Source organism: Enterococcus lactis (genome assembly GCF_015751045.1).
Taxonomy (GTDB): Bacteria; Bacillota; Bacilli; order Lactobacillales; family Enterococcaceae; genus Enterococcus_B; species Enterococcus_B lactis.
On sequence record NZ_BNJW01000018.1, the window covers coordinates 29,884 to 48,460 of the forward strand.

The window sequence follows — 18,577 nt, forward strand, 5'->3', positions numbered from 1 at the left end:
TCATGGCACAAAAAACAATGATCCAAGCAATCACCGATGCCTTAGCACTTGAACTAGAAAATGACGAGAATGTCGTTGTTTTTGGTGAAGATGTTGGGAAAAACGGAGGAGTTTTCCGGGCAACTGAAGGATTGCAGGAAAAATTCGGAGAAGACCGAGTATTCGATACTCCTTTAGCTGAATCTGGAATCGCAGGGTTGAGTTTCGGACTTGCGTTGGAAGGATTTCGTCCAGTTCCTGAAATCCAATTTTTTGGTTTTATTTTCGAAGCAATGGATGAAGTAGTAGCTCAAATGGCTCGTACAAGATACCGAATGAGCGGTACTAGAAATCTACCAATCACGATTCGTTCACCATTTGGTGGCGGTGTTCATACACCAGAACTGCATTCAGATAATTTAGAAGGTTTGATTGCCCAGTCTCCTGGTATTCGAGTAGTGATCCCATCAAACCCTTACGATGCAAAAGGACTATTGATTTCTTCTATTAGAAGTAACGATCCAGTTGTTTTCCTAGAACACATGAAACTATATCGCTCATTCCGAGAAGAAGTGCCGGATGAAGCTTACGAAGTTCCTTTGGACAAAGCAGCAGTTACTCGTGAAGGAACAGATGTATCTGTTATCACATACGGGGCAATGGTGCGTGAAGCAATCAAAGCAGCAGACAATCTTGCAAAAGAAAATATCTCTGTTGAAATCATTGATCTTCGTACAGTTGCGCCATTAGATGTAGAAACGATCATTCAATCCGTGGAAAAAACAGGTCGCGTAGTCGTTGTCCAAGAAGCGCAACGACAAGCGGGTGTTGCTGCGCAAGTAGTTTCTGAGATCTCAGAACGCGCTATCCTTTCATTAGAAGCCCCAATCGGACGAGTTTCTGCACCTGATACAGTCTTCCCGTTTGGACAAGCAGAAAATGTTTGGTTACCAAACGCAAAAGATATCGAAGACAAAGTAAAAGAAATCGCGGAATTTTAAGAAAAGAAGGGACGAAACAAAGTCATGGCTTATCAATTTAAATTGCCGGATATCGGTGAAGGAATTGCAGAAGGTGAAATCGTCAAATGGTTCGTCAAACCAGGAGATACGATTAATGAAGATGATACATTATTAGAAGTTCAAAACGACAAATCAGTAGAAGAAATCCCCTCACCTGTAACAGGAACGGTTAAAAATGTCATTGTTCCAGAAGGTACAGTAGCAAATGTTGGGGATGTATTGGTAGAAATCGATGCACCAGGACATGAAGACAATGAAGGGGACAGTGGTGTAGCCGCAGAATCCCAAACTCCAGCTAACCCGGCTGCTGAACCAACTGTTGATACAGGATCAGCTGGATCGTCAAGCGAAGGAGTCTTCCAATTCAAGTTACCGGATATCGGTGAAGGAATTGCAGAAGGTGAAATCGTCAAATGGTTCGTCAAACCAGGAGATACGATCAATGAAGATGATACATTATTAGAAGTTCAAAACGACAAATCAGTAGAAGAAATCCCGTCACCTGTAACCGGGACAGTTAAAAACGTGATTGTCCCAGAAGGAACAATAGCAAATGTTGGGGACGTGTTAGTAGAAATCGATGCTCCTGGACACAATGGTGCACCATCAACTAGTGCGCCATCAGCTGAAGCACCAAAAGAAAAAGTAGAAACATCAGGTTCAGCAAGTGTCGTTGAAGCTGCCGATCCAAATAAACGTGTATTGGCTATGCCATCTGTTCGTCAATTTGCCCGCGAAAAAGATGTAGATATCTCACAAGTAACTGCAACTGGAAAAGGTGGCAGAGTAACAAAAGAGGACATCGAAAACTTCTTGACAGGTGGTCCAAGCAGTGCACCAGCGAAATCAGAAGCGCCAGAAGCGGCAGCGCCGAAAGAAGCAGCTCCTGCAGCAGAAAGCAAACCATCTGCACCAGCAAAACCATTCAAGTCCAACTTAGGAGACTTGGAAGAACGTGTAGCAATGACACCAACACGTAAAGCTATTGCTAAAGCAATGGTCAACAGTAAGCATACAGCTCCACACGTGACATTGCATGATGAAGTAGAAGTGTCTAAACTATGGGATAATCGGAAACGATTTAAAGAAGTTGCTGCTGCAAATGGTACGAAACTTACTTTCTTGCCATATGTCGTGAAAGCTTTAACAGCGACTGTTAAGAAATACCCAGTATTGAATGCATCTATCGACGATGCAAACCAAGAAATCGTTTATAAACATTACTACAATATCGGTATTGCAACTGATACGGATCACGGACTATATGTACCAAATGTGAAAGATGCAGACCGCAAAGGAATGTTTGCTATTGCAGACGAAATCAATGAGAAAGCAAAATTAGCTCATGACGGCAAACTATCTGCAGAAGATATGCGCAATGGAACGATTACGATCAGCAATATCGGATCTGTAGGTGGCGGTTGGTTTACACCAGTCATCAACTATCCAGAAGTAGCTATTTTAGGTGTAGGAACGATTGCACAACAACCAATCGTAAATGCTGAAGGCGAAATCGTTGTCGGTCGTGTGATGAAACTGTCATTAAGTTTCGATCACCGTATCGTAGATGGAGCAACTGCGCAACAAGCAATGAATAATATCAAACGTCTTTTAGCTGATCCAGAGCTATTAATGATGGAAGGATGATAAACAAATGGTAGTTGGAGATTTTGCTGTAGAATTAGATACAGTTGTAATCGGTGCGGGACCTGGTGGCTATGTAGCTGCCATCCGCGCTGCTGAAATGGGACAAAAAGTAGCAATCATTGAAAGAGAGTATATTGGCGGTGTTTGTTTGAATGTCGGCTGTATTCCTTCAAAAGCACTGATAGCTGCAGGACACCATTATCAAGAGTCACTAGATTCTGAAATGTTTGGAGTAACTAGTGAAAATGTCAAACTAGATTTTGCGAAAACACAAGAATGGAAAGAAAACAAAGTTGTCCATACGTTGACTTCTGGTGTTAGTTTCCTATTAAAAAAACATAAGGTTGAAACAATCGAAGGAGAAGCGTTCTTCGTAGATGATCACACACTACGCGTCATCCATCCAGATTCAGCTCAAACTTATTCGTTCAATAACGCAATCATCGCAACAGGTTCCCGTCCTATCGAGATTCCAGGATTTAAATTCGGAGGACGTGTGTTAGATTCTACTGGCGGATTAGCATTGAAAGAAGTACCTAAGAAATTTGTGATCATCGGTGGCGGTGTGATTGGTGCCGAATTGGGCGGAGCGTACGCAAACTTAGGAGCAGAAGTAACGATCCTTGAAGGTTCACCACAAATTTTACCAACTTACGAAAAAGATCTAGTAAAATTAGTAGAAGATGATTTCAAGAAAAAAGGTGTAACAGTCGTAACGAATGCAATGGCGAAAGAAGCAGTCGATAACGGTGACAGCGTGACAGTGAAATATGCAGTGGACGGGAAAGAAGAATCCGTTACTGCTGATTATGTGATGGTCACTGTAGGTCGTCGTCCGAATACGGATGATATGGGCTTAGAACAAGCAGGAGTCGAAGTAGGAGAACGAGGATTGATTACGGTAGATAAACAAGGACGTACGAACGTACCTAATATCTATGCCATCGGTGATATCGTTCCAGGGGCGGCATTAGCACACAAAGCCAGTTATGAAGCAAAAATCGCTGCTGAAGCAATCTCTGGCAAAAAAGTAGCTGTAGATTATAAAGCAATGCCGGCAGTAGCCTTCACTGATCCTGAATTGGCTTCTGTAGGTATGACGATCAAAGAAGCAAAAGATGCTGGTATCGAAGCAAAAGCATATAAATTCCCATTTTCAGGGAACGGTCGGGCATTATCGCTTGGTAAAACAGAAGGATTCATCCGTCTAGTTACGACGATCGAAGATAACGTGCTGATTGGTGCACAAATCGGGGGAGTCGGTGCAAGCGATATGGTTTCTGAATTAGCTTTAGCAATCGAATCAGGAATGAACGCTGAAGATATAGCCTTGACGATTCATCCGCATCCATCTCTTGGCGAAATCGTCATGGATGCTTCGGAATTAGCATTAGGCTTGCCAATCCATATTTGATTTGAATAATACAGGCGAAACGCAACTGAGAAATCGGTTGCGTTTTTTTCTTTTTTATTATCAATAATTTAATTATGTAAACTTAATAATACGACTACTTCTTGGTTTATTACCGTCTCCTATGCTACACTAAAGAAGAATATGAAATAGGAGAGTTGAAGATGCAAGAATATCAGTATCCACTTGATTTAGACTGGACAACAGATGAAATGGTCATTGTAATGAAGATGTGGGAAGATCTGGAACGTGCGAATGAAAAAGGGATAAACAATGAAGCTTTTTTGAAGACCTATCAGCAGTTCAAAACAGTTGTCAAATCCATCGGAGAAGAAAAACGGTTGGGACGGGAATTTGAAAAAGCTTCCGGGTACTCCTTATATCGAACAGTGCAGCAAGCAAAAAAAAATCCAAACAAAAATTTGAGAATGAACGGGTGAGATAAATGGAACAGATGATTGATCATATCAAATCCTGGCTAGAAGAAGCTGGTGAGAAAATCAAATCTTCTCAACAAACATTAACGATCTCGCAAAAATCAAATCGAACGGATCTAGTGACAAATGTCGACCGAAACATCCAGAATTTTCTAATCGAAAAAATCCATTCCTATGATCCAGAGGCGAAAATATTGGCAGAAGAAGAAGGGTGTAATCAACTAGCAGATCTCGATGGAAGAGTCTTTATCATTGATCCTATTGATGGCACATTGAATTTCGTGATTGAAGGGGAAAATTTTTGTATCATGCTCGCTATTTATGAATCCGGTGTTGGAAAACTTGGTTTCATTTATGACGTCATGAGAAATGAGCTTTTTTGGGGTGGAAAAGGAATAGGTGTCTATAAAAATGATAAACCAATGCCTAGACCAGCAAATAAATCTTTATCAGAAGGCTTACTTGGTGTGAATAGCTATCTTTTCGGTCATAATAAATATGGAATCCGAGAGATTGCGGAAAGCAGCATGGGAACACGTATGTACGGGTGTGCAGGGCTTGAACTAGCCGCAATCTTGAAAGGAAACCATATTGCTTACATTTCGAACCTCAGCCCTTGGGATTATGCAGCGGGAAATGTTTTATTGGAAGAGTTTGGTATGGTAACAAGCGGTCTTTTTGGCACTCCATTGACCTTTGATAGAAGGGAATACTATTTAGCAGGGACTCCTTGTGCATATGCAGAAATCGCAGACCTTTTGAAAAAAGAAGGCTAAAAAAAGGTAGAAATCATTCACAAAAATGATAAAAACGGGCAAAAGATTAATTTTCTCGAAAAAATGAAAACATTTTACTATATTTCATGAAAAAAGTCTGCTATAATTAGCAGTCGAGTAAAATTTGCCCTGTCATAAAGAACCAATAAAAAAGGAGTTAGTTACATTGAATTATAGAAACGATATCCGTAACGTCGCAATTATTGCCCACGTTGACCACGGAAAAACAACATTAGTTGATGAACTATTAAAACAATCAGATACATTAGACGCACATACGCAATTGCAAGAACGTGCGATGGACTCAAATGCGCTAGAAAAAGAACGTGGTATCACGATTTTAGCCAAAAACACAGCTGTAGACTATAAAGGAATTCGCGTAAACATCATGGATACTCCAGGACACGCGGACTTTGGTGGCGAAGTAGAACGGATCATGAAAATGGTTGACGGCGTTGTGTTGGTCGTAGATGCGTATGAAGGAACAATGCCTCAAACACGTTTTGTATTGAAAAAAGCATTGGAACAACATATCACACCAATCGTTGTCGTAAACAAGATTGACAAACCTTCTGCTCGTCCTGAGCATGTTGTAGATGAAGTTCTTGAACTATTCATCGAATTGGGAGCAGATGATGATCAATTAGACTTTCCTGTGATTTATGCGTCTGCACTGAATGGTACGTCAAGCTTATCAGACGACCCAGCAGATCAAGAACCAACAATGGCGCCTATTTTTGACACGATTATTGAAAAAATTCCTGCTCCTGTCGATAATAGCGACGAACCATTACAATTCCAAGTTTCATTACTTGACTACAACGATTATGTAGGTCGTATCGGAATCGGACGTGTATTTAGAGGAACAATCAAAGTAGGCGACCAAGTAGCATTAATTAAATTAGACGGAACAGTTAAGAAATTCCGTGTAACGAAATTATTTGGTTTCTTTGGACTAAAACGTCTAGAGATTCAAGAAGCAAAAGCTGGAGACTTGATTGCTGTCTCAGGTATGGAAGACATCTTTGTCGGTGAAACAGTTACTCCTGTGGATCATCAAGATGCGTTACCTATCCTTCACATTGACGAACCAACATTGCAAATGACTTTCTTAGTTAATAATTCACCATTTGCCGGTCGAGAAGGGAAATACGTAACTGCTCGTAAAATTGAAGAACGTTTGATGGCAGAACTTCAAACAGATGTATCTTTGCGAGTTGAACCAACAAACTCTCCAGATGCTTGGACTGTTTCTGGTCGTGGAGAATTGCATTTGTCTATCTTGATTGAAAACATGCGTCGTGAAGGATACGAATTGCAAGTATCTCGTCCAGAAGTTATTGAAAAAGAAATCGACGGTGTAAAATGCGAACCGTTTGAACGCGTACAAATCGATACACCAGAAGAATACATGGGTAGTGTCATCGAATCCTTGAGCTTACGTAAAGGTGAAATGCAAGATATGGTCCATACAGGAAACGGACAAATCCGTTTGACATTCTTGACACCTGCCCGCGGTTTGATCGGTTATTCAACTGAATTCCTTTCAATGACACGCGGTTACGGAATCATGAACCATACTTTTGATCAATACTTGCCAATGCTTCCTGGTCAAATCGGTGGACGTCACCAAGGTGCGCTTGTTTCGATCGATACCGGAAAAGCAACGACCTATTCTATCATGAGTATCGAAGAACGCGGTACAGTCTTCGTAGAACCAGGTACAGAAGTATATGAAGGAATGATTATCGGAGAAAACAGCCGTGATAATGATTTGACTGTCAACATCACAAAAGCAAAACAAATGACAAACGTACGGTCTGCTACTAAAGACCAAACATCTGTCATCAAAAAACCAAAACAATTGACGTTGGAAGAATCTTTGGAATTCTTGAATGATGATGAATATTGCGAAGTAACACCAGAAAGCATTCGCTTGAGAAAACAAATTTTAGAGAAAAATGCTCGTGAAAAAGCATCTAAAAAGAAAAAATAATCTGTAAAAGGATGAAGAGAGAAACCAGCTTGTTATAAAAAATAGCTGGTTTCTTTTTTTGTCCAACTTATTTCTGTGGAGAAGTCATCTTTGTCAATGGACTTAAATTCAGAAAATACGCCAAAAGACATTTAAAAGACTTTTAAAGAACTTGAATCTGGTGTGATTTTGTTTCATATCGTGTGTATGTTTCACAAGAGGGATCAACTTGTCCTTCGGAGAAAACCGAAGTAAAATGGCAAGGGAAAGGAGCGGGAAGATGAACGACTTATTAAAACAATACTTTGGTTATGATGAGTTTAGACCTGGTCAAAAAGAAATTATTCAGAAAGTCATTGATCAGGAAAATGTATTAGGGATCATGCCTACCGGCAGTGGGAAATCAATCTGTTACCAGCTTCCATCTTTACTATTAGATGGGCTTACTGTGGTTGTATCCCCTTTGATCTCTCTGATGAAGGATCAGGTGGATGCAGCGAATCAATTAGGTATACCCGCCACTTTTATCAATAGCTCGTTAGATGGTTACGAAACAGCTAGACGCTTCCAAGAAATCGATAGGCAGCAGTATCGTTTACTTTATATTGCTCCAGAACGTTTTATCATGCCGGATTTCATTCAAGCGATGAATCGATGGAACGTCTGTATGATTGCCATTGACGAGGCGCATTGTATCTCTCAGTGGGGGCATGATTTCCGTCCAAGTTATTTACAAATGGCGAAACAGCTAGATCAACTGCCAAATCAACCTGTTATTGTTGCACTGACAGCTACAGCAACTATACAAGTAGCCGCTGACATAAAAAGACTTTTAAAAATCCCTGACGGCAATCACATCCAGACTGGTTTTGAACGGGAAAATCTCCGCTTTCAAGTAGTGAAAGACCAAAAAAAAGAACAGTATCTAGTCGAGTATTTGAAAGTCAACAAAAATCAATCGGGCATTATTTATGCAGCGACGAGAAAAGAAGTAGACCGAATCTATCATTTGCTTAAAAAATTTGGTTTTTCTATAGGCAGATATCATGGTGGCCTAAAGGAGAATGAACGAACGGCAATGCAAGAGGCCTTTTTATACGATCGCTTACAGCTAATCGTAGCGACCAATGCATTCGGCATGGGCATAAATAAAAGCAATGTCCGTTTTGTTATCCATTATCAAATTCCTGGCTCTCTAGAAGCATACTATCAGGAAGCTGGTCGTGCGGGAAGAGATGGTCTTTCCAGTGAAGCCATCCTGCTTTTCGCTCCTCAAGATATTCAGGTCCAAAAGTTTTTTATCCAGCAGTCCCAAAGAGAAGAGGAGCAAAAGCAAAAAGAATATGAAAAATTAAAAGCGATGACAGAATATGCGTATATAGAATCCTGTCTTCAGCAATACATCCTAAACTATTTTGGCGAGACAAGCAGTCCGTGCAATCGTTGTGGTAATTGTTTAGATGACAGAGAAATAGTAGAAGTAACGACACAAGCACAGATGGTCCTTTCTTGTTTGAAACGTATGGGGGAGAATTATGGCAAGCAGATGCTAATGAAAGTCTTGGCAGGATCGAAAGAACAAAAGCTGCGAGCCTTGGGGTTTGAACGTTTATCTACCTATGGACTGATGAAAAACCAATCGCAAAAAGAAACGATGCAATTGATTGAATATTTGATATCGAATGGCTATCTTCTGACCGTTAATGGAGAATATCCTATCTTGAAAGTAACAGAAAGAGGGATCCAAGTATTAAAAGGACAAGAAGCTGTTTATCGAAAGGAACCCAAGAAAGTCCAGCAGCTGTCGGATGAAGAGACCGATACACTATTTGAAGTGTTGCGGGAACTTCGAACGGATCTAGCATCAGAAGCAGGCGTTCCCCCGTATGTCGTATTTTCAGATTCCACCTTGAAAGAAATGAGCCGAATACGTCCATCAAGCAGACTGGAGATGCTTCAGATAAAGGGAGTTGGTCAAAGCAAGCTTGATAAATACGGAGAAGCCTTTTTATCTCGGATAAAAAATACGGATCCTAACGTTCTGGACAAGTAAGAAGGACCATTACGTAAAAATGAATAAAAACAACTGGTTAAATCTGTTTTTTTGCTCCCTATGAAAATCAAATATGTTATAATTAAGGAATTAGAACGGGAGGTAAGCACAGATGGATTCTTTGTCGAAAAAACTTGCGATCCAAGTATTAAATGATGAAGCAGAACGGATCAAACGATTAATCCGAAACCAAAATAACAGTCTCTGTATCTCGCAATGCAAAGCCTTCGAAGAAGTGGTAGATACACAGATGTACGGTTTCTCCCAGCAAGTCGGGTTTGCTGTTCGTATAGGAGTAATCGAAAAAAACGAGGGACAGCTGATGTTAAGTGAGCTGGAACGAGAATTGAATCAGTTATACAGTGAGGTTTACCAAGAAAATTATGATAAAAAAGAAGTTGGCAAGGAGGAATAGACTTGCCTAAGAAAGTAAAAAAAAGGCATCTATTAGACTATAGTATCTTGATTCCCTATTTGATTTTATGTGTTTTGGGTTTGATCATGGTATATAGTTCTACGTCGTATCTATTATTAGAAAACGGACAAAATCCGTCCGCATCAGTCATTAACCAAAGTATTTTTTGGGTGCTCAGCTTGATTGCTATCGCACTACTCTACAAAATGAAAACAGATGTTTTAAAAAACCAGCGTTTGATTATGGCAGCCATCGCAGTTTTGACGATTTTGCTGCTGATCGTTGTGTTTTTCGGTAAAGAAATCAATGGTGCAAAAGGTTGGCTTCAAATTGCAGGATTTTCGATCCAACCTGCCGAATACCTAAAGATTATTTCTATCTGGTATCTGTCTCTGACTTTATCTAAAAGACAAAACAGTGTGCAAAAAGATTTCCTAGGGACTGTAAAACGTCCACTTGCAATGGTTATCGGACTGACTGCTTTGGTCGCTATTCTTCCTGATTTTGGGAATGCGGCAGTTATCTTTTTGATTATTTTGGTTCTGCTTTTAGCCAGCGGAGTCAATTATGTGTATACTTTGATTGTAGGAGTAGGGGGTTTTTGTTTAAGTACTTTTACGATCTGGCTAATCAATATTACAAACGGAAAAATCTTGCCTGGACGTTTACAGTATATCTATAATCGCTTTGCTATTTACCAAAATCCTTTCTCGGATGAATTAAATAAAGGCCATCAATTAGTTAACGGCTACTATGCCATGTTCAATGGCGGGTTATTTGGCAGAGGATTAGGTAACAGTATCCAGAAAAAGGGATTTTTACAAGAAGCACAAACCGATTTTATCTATGCAATCGTAGTGGAAGAGCTCGGAGTGATTATGGGGATTTTGATATTAGCGTTGCTATTCTTTATGATCGTGCGCATTATTCTTGTAGGGATTCGTTCAAGAGATCCGTTCAATTCGCTTTTGTGCATTGGGATCGGCGCAATGTTTTTGATCCAAGTGTTTGTCAATCTGGGAGGAATCACTGGTGTCATTCCTTTGACAGGGATCACGTTCCCATTCTTAAGTCAAGGAGGATCCAGTTTGCTGATGCTTTCGATCTGTGTCGGCTTTGTCCTCAACATTAGTGCGGATGAAAAACGCAAGAGCTTAGGTTTATAATAAAAAAAGATGTAGGAGTGGTTCGATGAAAAAAGTTTTAGTTGCTAACAGGGGTGAAATCGCTGTACGTGTATTTCGTGCTTGTACAGAATTAGGAATTAAAACTGTTGGAATCTATGCAGAAGAAGATGAATATTCCGTACACCGTTTTAAAGCGGATGAAGCATATTTAGTAGGACAAGGGAAAAAACCGATTGATGCGTATCTAGATATTGAAGGGATCATTTCTATCGCGAAAGAATGCGGGGCTGATGCCATTCATCCTGGTTATGGTCTTTTATCGGAAAACTTGAATTTTGCGCAACGGTGCGAGGAAGAGGGCATCACTTTTGTTGGACCCAAACTGCATCATTTGGATATTTTTGGAGATAAAATCAAAGCAAAAGCTGCAGCCATCGAAGCAGGAATTGCTTCAATTCCAGGCACAGATGGTCCAATCGCTTCTGTAGACGATGCATTGGAATTTGCTGAACGATTCGGTTATCCGATTATGATTAAGGCAGCTCTAGGCGGCGGAGGTCGCGGAATGCGTGTGGCTCATGATGAAAAGAGTGCAAGAGAAGGTTACGAACGTGCAAAAAGCGAAGCAAAAGCTGCCTTTGGTAGCGATGAAGTGTATGTTGAAAAATACATCGCCAACCCTAAGCATATCGAAGTACAGATTCTTGGTGACACACATGGAAACGTCATCCATCTTTTCGAAAGAGACTGTTCTGTTCAGCGCCGCCACCAAAAAGTAGTAGAAGTAGCGCCTTGTGTCTCTATGAACGAACAGCAACGTCAAAAAATTTGTCAGGCAGCTGTCCAATTGATGAAACATGTTGGGTATGTCAATGCGGGTACGGTAGAATTTCTTGTTGAAGGAGATGATTTTTACTTTATCGAAGTCAATCCTCGCGTCCAAGTGGAACATACGATCACAGAAATGATTACAGATATTGATATCGTGACAACACAACTATTGATTGCCCAAGGGTTAGATTTGCATAAAGAAATCGGATTGCCTCAGCAAGAAGAAATCAAATTGAATGGGTCAGCTATTCAATGCCGAATTACTACGGAAGACCCGTTGAATAACTTTTTACCAGACACAGGAAAAATCGATACGTATCGTTCACCTGGCGGATTTGGCGTACGTCTGGATGTAGGGAATGCTTACGCTGGCTATGTGGTGACGCCGTATTTTGATTCATTGTTAGTAAAAGTATGTACGCATGGCGCTACTTTTGAAACAGCCATTCAGAAAATGGAACGTTGCTTGAAAGAATTCAGGATCCGTGGAGTAAAAACAAATATTCCATTTATGCTAAATGTCATCACACATCCTGAATTCCAATCAGGAAATGCAAAAACAACTTTTATCGATAGTACAGCAACATTATTTGAATTTCCTCGACTACGAGACCGCGGAAATAAAACGATGAAATATATCGGTGAAATTACTGTCAATGGTTTTCCAGGTATCGAAAGTGGCGAAAAACCATTTTATGAAGAACCACGTATGCCTAAAGATCTAATCACAAGAACTGATTATGTAACGGCTAAGAACGTATTAGATGCGAAGGGTGCCGATGCTTTGGTTGAATGGATCAAAGGACAGGAAAATTTATTGTTGACGGATACGACATTTAGAGACGCTCATCAAAGTCTGCTAGCAACTCGTGTTCGGACAAAGGATTTCAAGCAGATTGCACGCTTAACGGGAGAAGGTCTTCCTGAACTCTTTTCAAGTGAGATGTGGGGGGGAGCAACATTTGATGTGGCTTACCGCTTTTTGAATGAAGATCCTTGGCAACGATTGAGAAAAATCCGTTCTTTAATGCCTAATACATTGCTGCAAATGCTTTTCAGAGGTTCAAATGCCGTTGGGTATTCTAATTATCCTGACAATGTACTGGTGGAATTTGTCAAAGAAGCAGCAGCACAAGGGATTGATGTTTTCCGAATCTTTGATAGTTTGAACTGGACTCCTCAAATGGAAAAAAGTATCCAAGCAGTACGGGATACTGGTAAAATCGCAGAGGCAGCTATCTGCTATACTGGCGATATCAACGATCCAAGCCGAGCAAAATACAATGTTCAGTATTATAAAGACATGGCAAAAGAACTAGAACAACTGGGTGCGCATATCATTGCAATCAAGGATATGGCTGGATTGCTTAAACCGCAAGCAGCTTATCGTTTGATTAGTGAATTGAAAGAAACGACGGATCTGCCAATCCATCTGCATACTCATGATACTAGTGGAAACGGGATTATCACTTATTCCGCTGCTTCAAAAGCAGGAGTAGACATCGTTGACGTAGCAATGAGTGCAATGAGTGGGAACACGAGTCAGCCTAGCATGAGTAGCTTGTATTATGCGCTGGTCAATGGCCCACGGCTGCCAGAAATCACAATTGAAAATGCACAGAAATTGAACCATTATTGGGAAGATGTGCGTATGTATTACAAACCATTTGAAAATGGCTTGAATGCTCCTGAAACAGAAGTGTATATGCATGAGATGCCGGGAGGACAGTATTCAAATCTGCAACAGCAGGCAAAAGCTGTCGGACTAGGTCATCGCTGGGATGAAATCAAACAAATGTACCATACTGTCAATTTGATGTTTGGCGATATCGTGAAAGTAACTCCATCATCTAAAGTCGTAGGAGATATGGCACTATTCATGGTCCAAAATGATCTCACAGAACAAGACATCTATGAAAAAGGCGAAACACTAAGTTTCCCTGAATCTGTAGTGACTTTCTTCCAAGGAGAACTAGGACAACCAGTCGGCGGATTTCCTGAAAAACTGCAAAAGATCATTCTTAAGGGCAGACCCGCGTTGAGTGAACGTCCAGGACTGTTGGCGAAATCAGTCGATTTCAACGAAGTGAAAAAAGAATTGGCAGAAAAAATCGGCTATGAACCAAAACAAGACGAAGTATTAAGTTATTTGATGTATCCGCAAGTCTTTTTGGACTATCAAAAAGCGTATAATCAATTTGGCGATGTTACATTACTGGATACACCAACATTCTTCCAAGGGATACGTTTAGGTGAAACGATCAATGTACAAATCGAACGTGGAAAAACGCTTATCATCCGGTTAGATGAAATCGGAGAACCCGATATCGAAGGAAATCGCGTACTGTTCTTCAATCTGAATGGGCAAAGACGGGAAATCACTATCAAAGATAATTCAATCATCAGTGCGGTTCAAACTCGATTGAAAGCTGAACCAACAAACCGAGAGCAAATCGGAGCAACGATGTCTGGTTCTGTGCTTGATGTATTAGTGAAAAAAGGCGATAACGTCAAAAAAGGCGACACGTTGATGATTACTGAAGCAATGAAAATGGAAACAGCCATCGAAGCACGTTTTGACGGAGAAGTTGCACATGTATATGTATCTTCAGGCGACACGATTTCGTCTGGCGACCTTTTGATTGAAGTGACTGAAAAATAATAAGTGAAAGGTGGGGAAACATGAAAAGACTGGGTTTGTTTTGGCTGATTCTGCTATTAGTTATTGCGGCATTCTATATGGAACCAGTCTTGTTCCCGCCAAAACTTGAAGTGAAGGAAAACTCTGATCAACAAATCTCAAATCAAATGACAACGTGGAAATACCAGGAGCTTAAAGCAACTGGTTTTTCTACTTATATTGGAAAACCGATTGAACAGCTAGAAAAAGATTTTGGACAATCCTATGATCGATTAACTAGTGGGTTTGGTTTTGAAACAAGATATTATGAAAACAAAGCCAGTCATCTCACTTTTGAAGTGAATGTCCAAGATAGCATGGTCACAACTGTTAAAGTACTGCAAACAGGACCTGCTGATATCACGCCGTTTTATTTAGGGATGACGATGCAGGACCTAACGAAACTCACGACTATCTATACTAATTTCACTTTTGAGTATCACGACACAGAAGTTGGAATCGAACTGATGGAAGAGGATATGAATTATCGTCCACTGATTGCTTTTGATAACGACACTTTTGCTATTTTGTTTTTTGATCAAACAACTAACGGTCTGTTTTCAGTTGTATATTTAGATAAAGATAGTCTTTTGAAACTTTTACCGTATCAAGTGTTTGGTGAAGGTCTCCCACATTATGAAGCAGATAAATCGGCTGACTGGGAATCGATCAATCGCGGTAAAGAACGAAAAAGTACGACTATACTAAACATGCTTAGAAGAGAAGACGAACTTCCTATATACAACCAACCACTTGCCTTTCAAAGCCACAGTCGGCTGCTGCTACATGATTTCTTGACAAAGCCTGAAGAAATCTTGTCAGACGAACGTATGGCTGATTGGCAAAAATCGCTAGGCAGTGGACAAACGACAACGAAATTCTCCTTGACGAATGATGAATTGGAGAAGTTAATCAGTAAACAGAAATTAGAAAATACTAGTGGACTGTTTATTCATCCAGCAATCGACGCTACTTTTTCGTTTTTATATTGGTACAGCGATCCATATAATCATGACCGCTTTATGGATCCGGGAACGGATTCATTAGGCATTGCTTTTTCTAAAGAAAATATGTTAGTCTTATTGCAAGAAGAAAACGGAGAAAGTAGTGATAGCAGTGATCGTTAACGAAGAGCTGTTTCAACTGGAGGATCAATGCCTCCGAGTCGCTGAAATGATAAAAAAGAGTAAAACGATGACTTCTTATTTCAAACATAAACAGTCAATGAAAGAATCTGCAGAAGTCTGCCAATTAAAAGAGGCGTTCCTGTCGAAGAAAAAGGCGTTTGAAAATGTAGCGGCATATGGCGAATATGCACCTGATTATCGTGAAAAAAAACGTGCTCTTCGAAAAGCAAGAAGACAGCTTGACCTGAATGAGCATGTCGCAGCTTTTAGGTATAGTGAAACACAGTTACAAAGTCTATTGGATCAAATTGTCCAAGCACTTGCCGAAGAAGTTTCTAATGAAATCAAGGTAGATGCAGGTAGTCCGTTCTTTGAAACGAAAAAACACTTTGGATGCGGAGGGAATTGTCATGCAAGTTGACAATAGTGAATTTGAAATAATAAAACGACGCGGGCTGATCGTATGGGTCTACAGCTTAAAACAATTAAAGAATCTAAAAAAGTTCGGCTTGTTGCATTATGTCTCAAGAAGAATGAAATATGTCGTCCTTTACTTGAATGAAGAGACATTTGAAGAGACAGAAGAACGAATCCGTAAATTACATTTTGTTCGAAACGTAGAACGTTCTTACCGACCAGATATCGAAATGAATTTTGCTGATAAAATAGGTAATAAAACGGTATTAAAAGAAGAAGGTTTCGAAATCGAAGAGCTGAATACAGAAATCAGATTAGCTGAACATCTTTAAAAATCTCTTATGAGCAGTTTTTTAATAAAAAAATAACTTGGACAACTATCAAAAATTGATCATTGTCCAAGTATTTTTTTGTCTTTTTTTTGGTATACTAGTACCAGTACCATTTCTAAGGAGTGAGTAGATGCGGATAATATCAGGAAATTATGGCGGACGCCGCTTAAAAAGTTTAGCAGGGGCGAACACCAGACCAACTACAGATAAAGTAAAAGAATCCATATTCAATATGATTGGACCCTATTTTGATGGAGAGACAGTATTGGATCTGTTTGCAGGAAGCGGCGGTCTAGCTATCGAAGCCGTATCCAGAGGCTGTAGTTATGCAGTATGCGTAGACAAAAATTACCAAGCGCTAAAAATCATCAAAGAAAACATCGAGATTACGAAAGAACCAGAGAAGTTTACAACAATAAAACTTGATGCAGACAAAGCAATCGAACGGTTAGCAGCAGAGAAACAACAATTTGATTACTTGTTTCTTGATCCGCCGTATGCAAAACAAAAAATCATTGATCAAATCCATAAAATGGAAGAACTGGGACTTTTTTCTAAAACCGCAGTTATCGTATGTGAAACGGATAAAACAGTCGAATTGCCAGAATCTGTGGCTGGATTTCATCAAATAAGAAAACAGATTTATGGCATAACAGCTGTGACTATCTATAGAAAAGAGGGAAATCGATGAAACGTGCATTATTCCCAGGAAGTTTTGATCCTTTTACAAAAGGACACTTAGATACAGTGGAGCGTGCGGCTAAATTATTCGATGAGGTGGTAATTGGTGTTTTTATCAATACTTCAAAGAAAAGTTTGTTTCCTCCAGAAGAAAGAATGACATTGATCACAAAAGCTGTGGCACATCTTCCTAATGTAAAAGTCATGCATCAGGAAAATCAATTGACAGTGGAAACGGCAAAAGAAATCGGCGCGGATGCCTTGGTCAGAGGAATACGGAGTATCAAAGACTTCGAATATGAACGAGAAATCGCTCAGATGAACCGTCATCTAAACGAGGAATTGGAAACGGTGTTCTTATTGGCAAAACCAGAATATAGCCATGTCAGTTCCAGTATTTTAAAAGAAGTACTGCACTTTGGTGGAGACGTGAGCAGTTATTTACCGCCAGTTATCAACGAAGCTTTAGCTGGAAAGCGTGAATCAAATGAAAGCTAAACAATGGTTGAAAACAGTACTGATTATCATATTTGGAATGTTGATCATCGGATTTGTAGTAGTTCCTCTGCCATATTATGTGGAATCACCAGGAGCAACGATTGATCTGAAAGAATTAATTACAGTCAATGACAAAGAAGACAAAGGTTCTGGCTCTTTCTCTCTTACATCCGTCGGTATCAGGCAAGCTACCGGATTTTTGGCGCTAAAGGCTAAACTAGCCCCCTTTGAAGAATTAATCAGTAAAGAAGAATTGACTGGTGGGGCAACAAATGAAGAATATAATCAAATGCAACAGTATTATATGGATTCTTCCCAAAACGCAGCCATCGAACAAGCGTTGAAACTTGCAGGCAAGCCTTATAAAATGGAATTCAAAGGCGTATATGTCATGAGAGTAGAGAAAACATCGAACTTCTTTGGCAAGCTTTCAGTAGGAGATACAGTAACAAAAGTAGACGGCAAAAGCTTTCAAAGTACAGAAGCATTTATGGATTATGTAAAAAGCCAAAAAGTTGGACAAACAATCGAAATCAGTTATTTGCATAATGGTGAAGAAAAAACAGCATCTGGTGATCTGATTGAGTTGCCAACAGATAAAAAGGCAGGAATAGGCATCACACTTACTGATCATACAGAGATCGAATCAGATACAGACGTTCGCATTAATTCTGGCTCTATTGGTGGACCGTCAGCGGGATTGATGTTCACTTTAGAGATCTATGAACAGGTCACTGGTAAAAATTTGCGACATGGTAAGCAAATTGCCGGAACTGGAACGATCAACAGCGAAGGAGAAGTCGGCCGAATCGGAGGAATCGATAAAAAAGTGGCAAGCGCGGATAAAGCCGGCGTAGAGATTTTCTTTGCACCAGATGATACGATCTCAGATGATGTTAAGAAAGAATATCCTGAAATAAAAACCAACTACGAAGAAGCAAAAGCCGCTGCCAAAAAATTGAATTCCTCCATGAAAATCGTACCAGTAAAAACAGTACAAGATGCGCTTGACTATCTAGAGAAAATGAAATGAACCAACTAAAAAAATTGTGAAAAAGCTGCTCTGTATCAAGTAATAAGAATAGCTAAGCAAAAACAGCTTCTCCTCTTTTGTTTGGATTTATTTACCGCAGATGCAAGCTTTTGAGCTAATTGAATACTATTTATTT

The 18,577-nt window shown here is 39.9% G+C and carries 16 protein-coding genes; all 16 read left to right on the forward strand.

The genetic code is table 11. From position 1 onward, the window contains the following. The first annotated feature begins 2 nt into the window (after positions 1-2). Positions 3-980, forward strand: a complete 978-nt coding sequence (locus KFO35_RS10125; protein ID WP_002292208.1) for an alpha-ketoacid dehydrogenase subunit beta — start codon at positions 3-5, stop codon at positions 978-980. A gap of 24 nt (positions 981-1,004) precedes the next feature. After that, positions 1,005-2,648 (forward strand): dihydrolipoyllysine-residue acetyltransferase, encoded by a 1,644-nt coding sequence (locus KFO35_RS10130; protein WP_002315147.1) that lies wholly within the window; start codon positions 1,005-1,007, stop codon positions 2,646-2,648. Between the two features lie 7 nt (positions 2,649-2,655). Next, positions 2,656-4,062 (forward strand): dihydrolipoyl dehydrogenase, encoded by a 1,407-nt coding sequence (gene lpdA, locus KFO35_RS10135; protein ID WP_002315146.1) that lies wholly within the window; start codon positions 2,656-2,658, stop codon positions 4,060-4,062. A gap of 161 nt (positions 4,063-4,223) precedes the next feature. Next, complete coding sequence (locus tag KFO35_RS10140; protein WP_024635299.1) at positions 4,224-4,499, forward strand: UPF0223 family protein; 276 nt, start codon at positions 4,224-4,226, stop codon at positions 4,497-4,499. Between the two features lie 5 nt (positions 4,500-4,504). After that, positions 4,505-5,272 carry an inositol monophosphatase family protein gene (locus KFO35_RS10145; protein ID WP_156272293.1) on the forward strand — a complete coding sequence of 256 codons (768 nt, stop codon included), beginning with the start codon at positions 4,505-4,507 and terminating at the stop codon, positions 5,270-5,272. Between the two features lie 166 nt (positions 5,273-5,438). Next, entirely contained in the window at positions 5,439-7,268 is a 1,830-nt protein-coding gene (gene typA, locus KFO35_RS10150) for a translational GTPase TypA (protein WP_002292204.1), read from the forward strand. Between the two features lie 259 nt (positions 7,269-7,527). After that, complete coding sequence (gene recQ, locus KFO35_RS10155; protein ID WP_002315143.1) at positions 7,528-9,300, forward strand: DNA helicase RecQ; 1,773 nt, start codon at positions 7,528-7,530, stop codon at positions 9,298-9,300. A 112-nt stretch (positions 9,301-9,412) separates the two neighbouring features. Next, positions 9,413-9,715, forward strand: coding sequence for an Fpa/YlaN family protein (locus KFO35_RS10160; RefSeq protein WP_002292202.1), 303 nt, complete (start codon positions 9,413-9,415; stop codon positions 9,713-9,715). 2 nt (positions 9,716-9,717) lie between these two features. Further along, positions 9,718-10,881, forward strand: coding sequence for an FtsW/RodA/SpoVE family cell cycle protein (locus tag KFO35_RS10165; protein ID WP_002309450.1), 1,164 nt, complete (start codon positions 9,718-9,720; stop codon positions 10,879-10,881). A 25-nt stretch (positions 10,882-10,906) separates the two neighbouring features. Continuing rightward, complete coding sequence (locus KFO35_RS10170) at positions 10,907-14,335, forward strand: pyruvate carboxylase (protein ID WP_002315142.1); 3,429 nt, start codon at positions 10,907-10,909, stop codon at positions 14,333-14,335. Between the two features lie 20 nt (positions 14,336-14,355). Further along, positions 14,356-15,480 carry a CAP-associated domain-containing protein gene (locus KFO35_RS10175; RefSeq protein ID WP_002315141.1) on the forward strand — a complete coding sequence of 375 codons (1,125 nt, stop codon included), beginning with the start codon at positions 14,356-14,358 and terminating at the stop codon, positions 15,478-15,480. Then, a complete protein-coding gene (locus tag KFO35_RS10180; protein ID WP_002315140.1) occupies positions 15,461-15,901 on the forward strand; it encodes a YlbF/YmcA family competence regulator in 441 nt (146 codons plus the stop codon). The genes KFO35_RS10175 and KFO35_RS10180 overlap by 20 nt, the downstream gene beginning before the upstream one ends. After that, on the forward strand, positions 15,891-16,229 hold the full coding sequence (locus tag KFO35_RS10185) for a YlbG family protein (RefSeq protein ID WP_002292197.1): 339 nt from the start codon (positions 15,891-15,893) through the stop codon (positions 16,227-16,229). The genes KFO35_RS10180 and KFO35_RS10185 overlap by 11 nt, the downstream gene beginning before the upstream one ends. Before the next feature lie 130 nt (positions 16,230-16,359). Continuing rightward, a complete protein-coding gene (rsmD, locus tag KFO35_RS10190) occupies positions 16,360-16,920 on the forward strand; it encodes a 16S rRNA (guanine(966)-N(2))-methyltransferase RsmD (RefSeq protein WP_002315139.1) in 561 nt (186 codons plus the stop codon). Next, positions 16,917-17,408, forward strand: a complete 492-nt coding sequence (gene coaD, locus KFO35_RS10195) for a pantetheine-phosphate adenylyltransferase (RefSeq protein ID WP_002315138.1) — start codon at positions 16,917-16,919, stop codon at positions 17,406-17,408. The genes rsmD and coaD overlap by 4 nt, the downstream gene beginning before the upstream one ends. Next, positions 17,398-18,441, forward strand: a complete 1,044-nt coding sequence (locus tag KFO35_RS10200; protein WP_002315137.1) for a SepM family pheromone-processing serine protease — start codon at positions 17,398-17,400, stop codon at positions 18,439-18,441. Before coaD ends, KFO35_RS10200 begins: the two co-directional genes overlap by 11 nt. Positions 18,442-18,577: the final 136 nt, after the last annotated feature.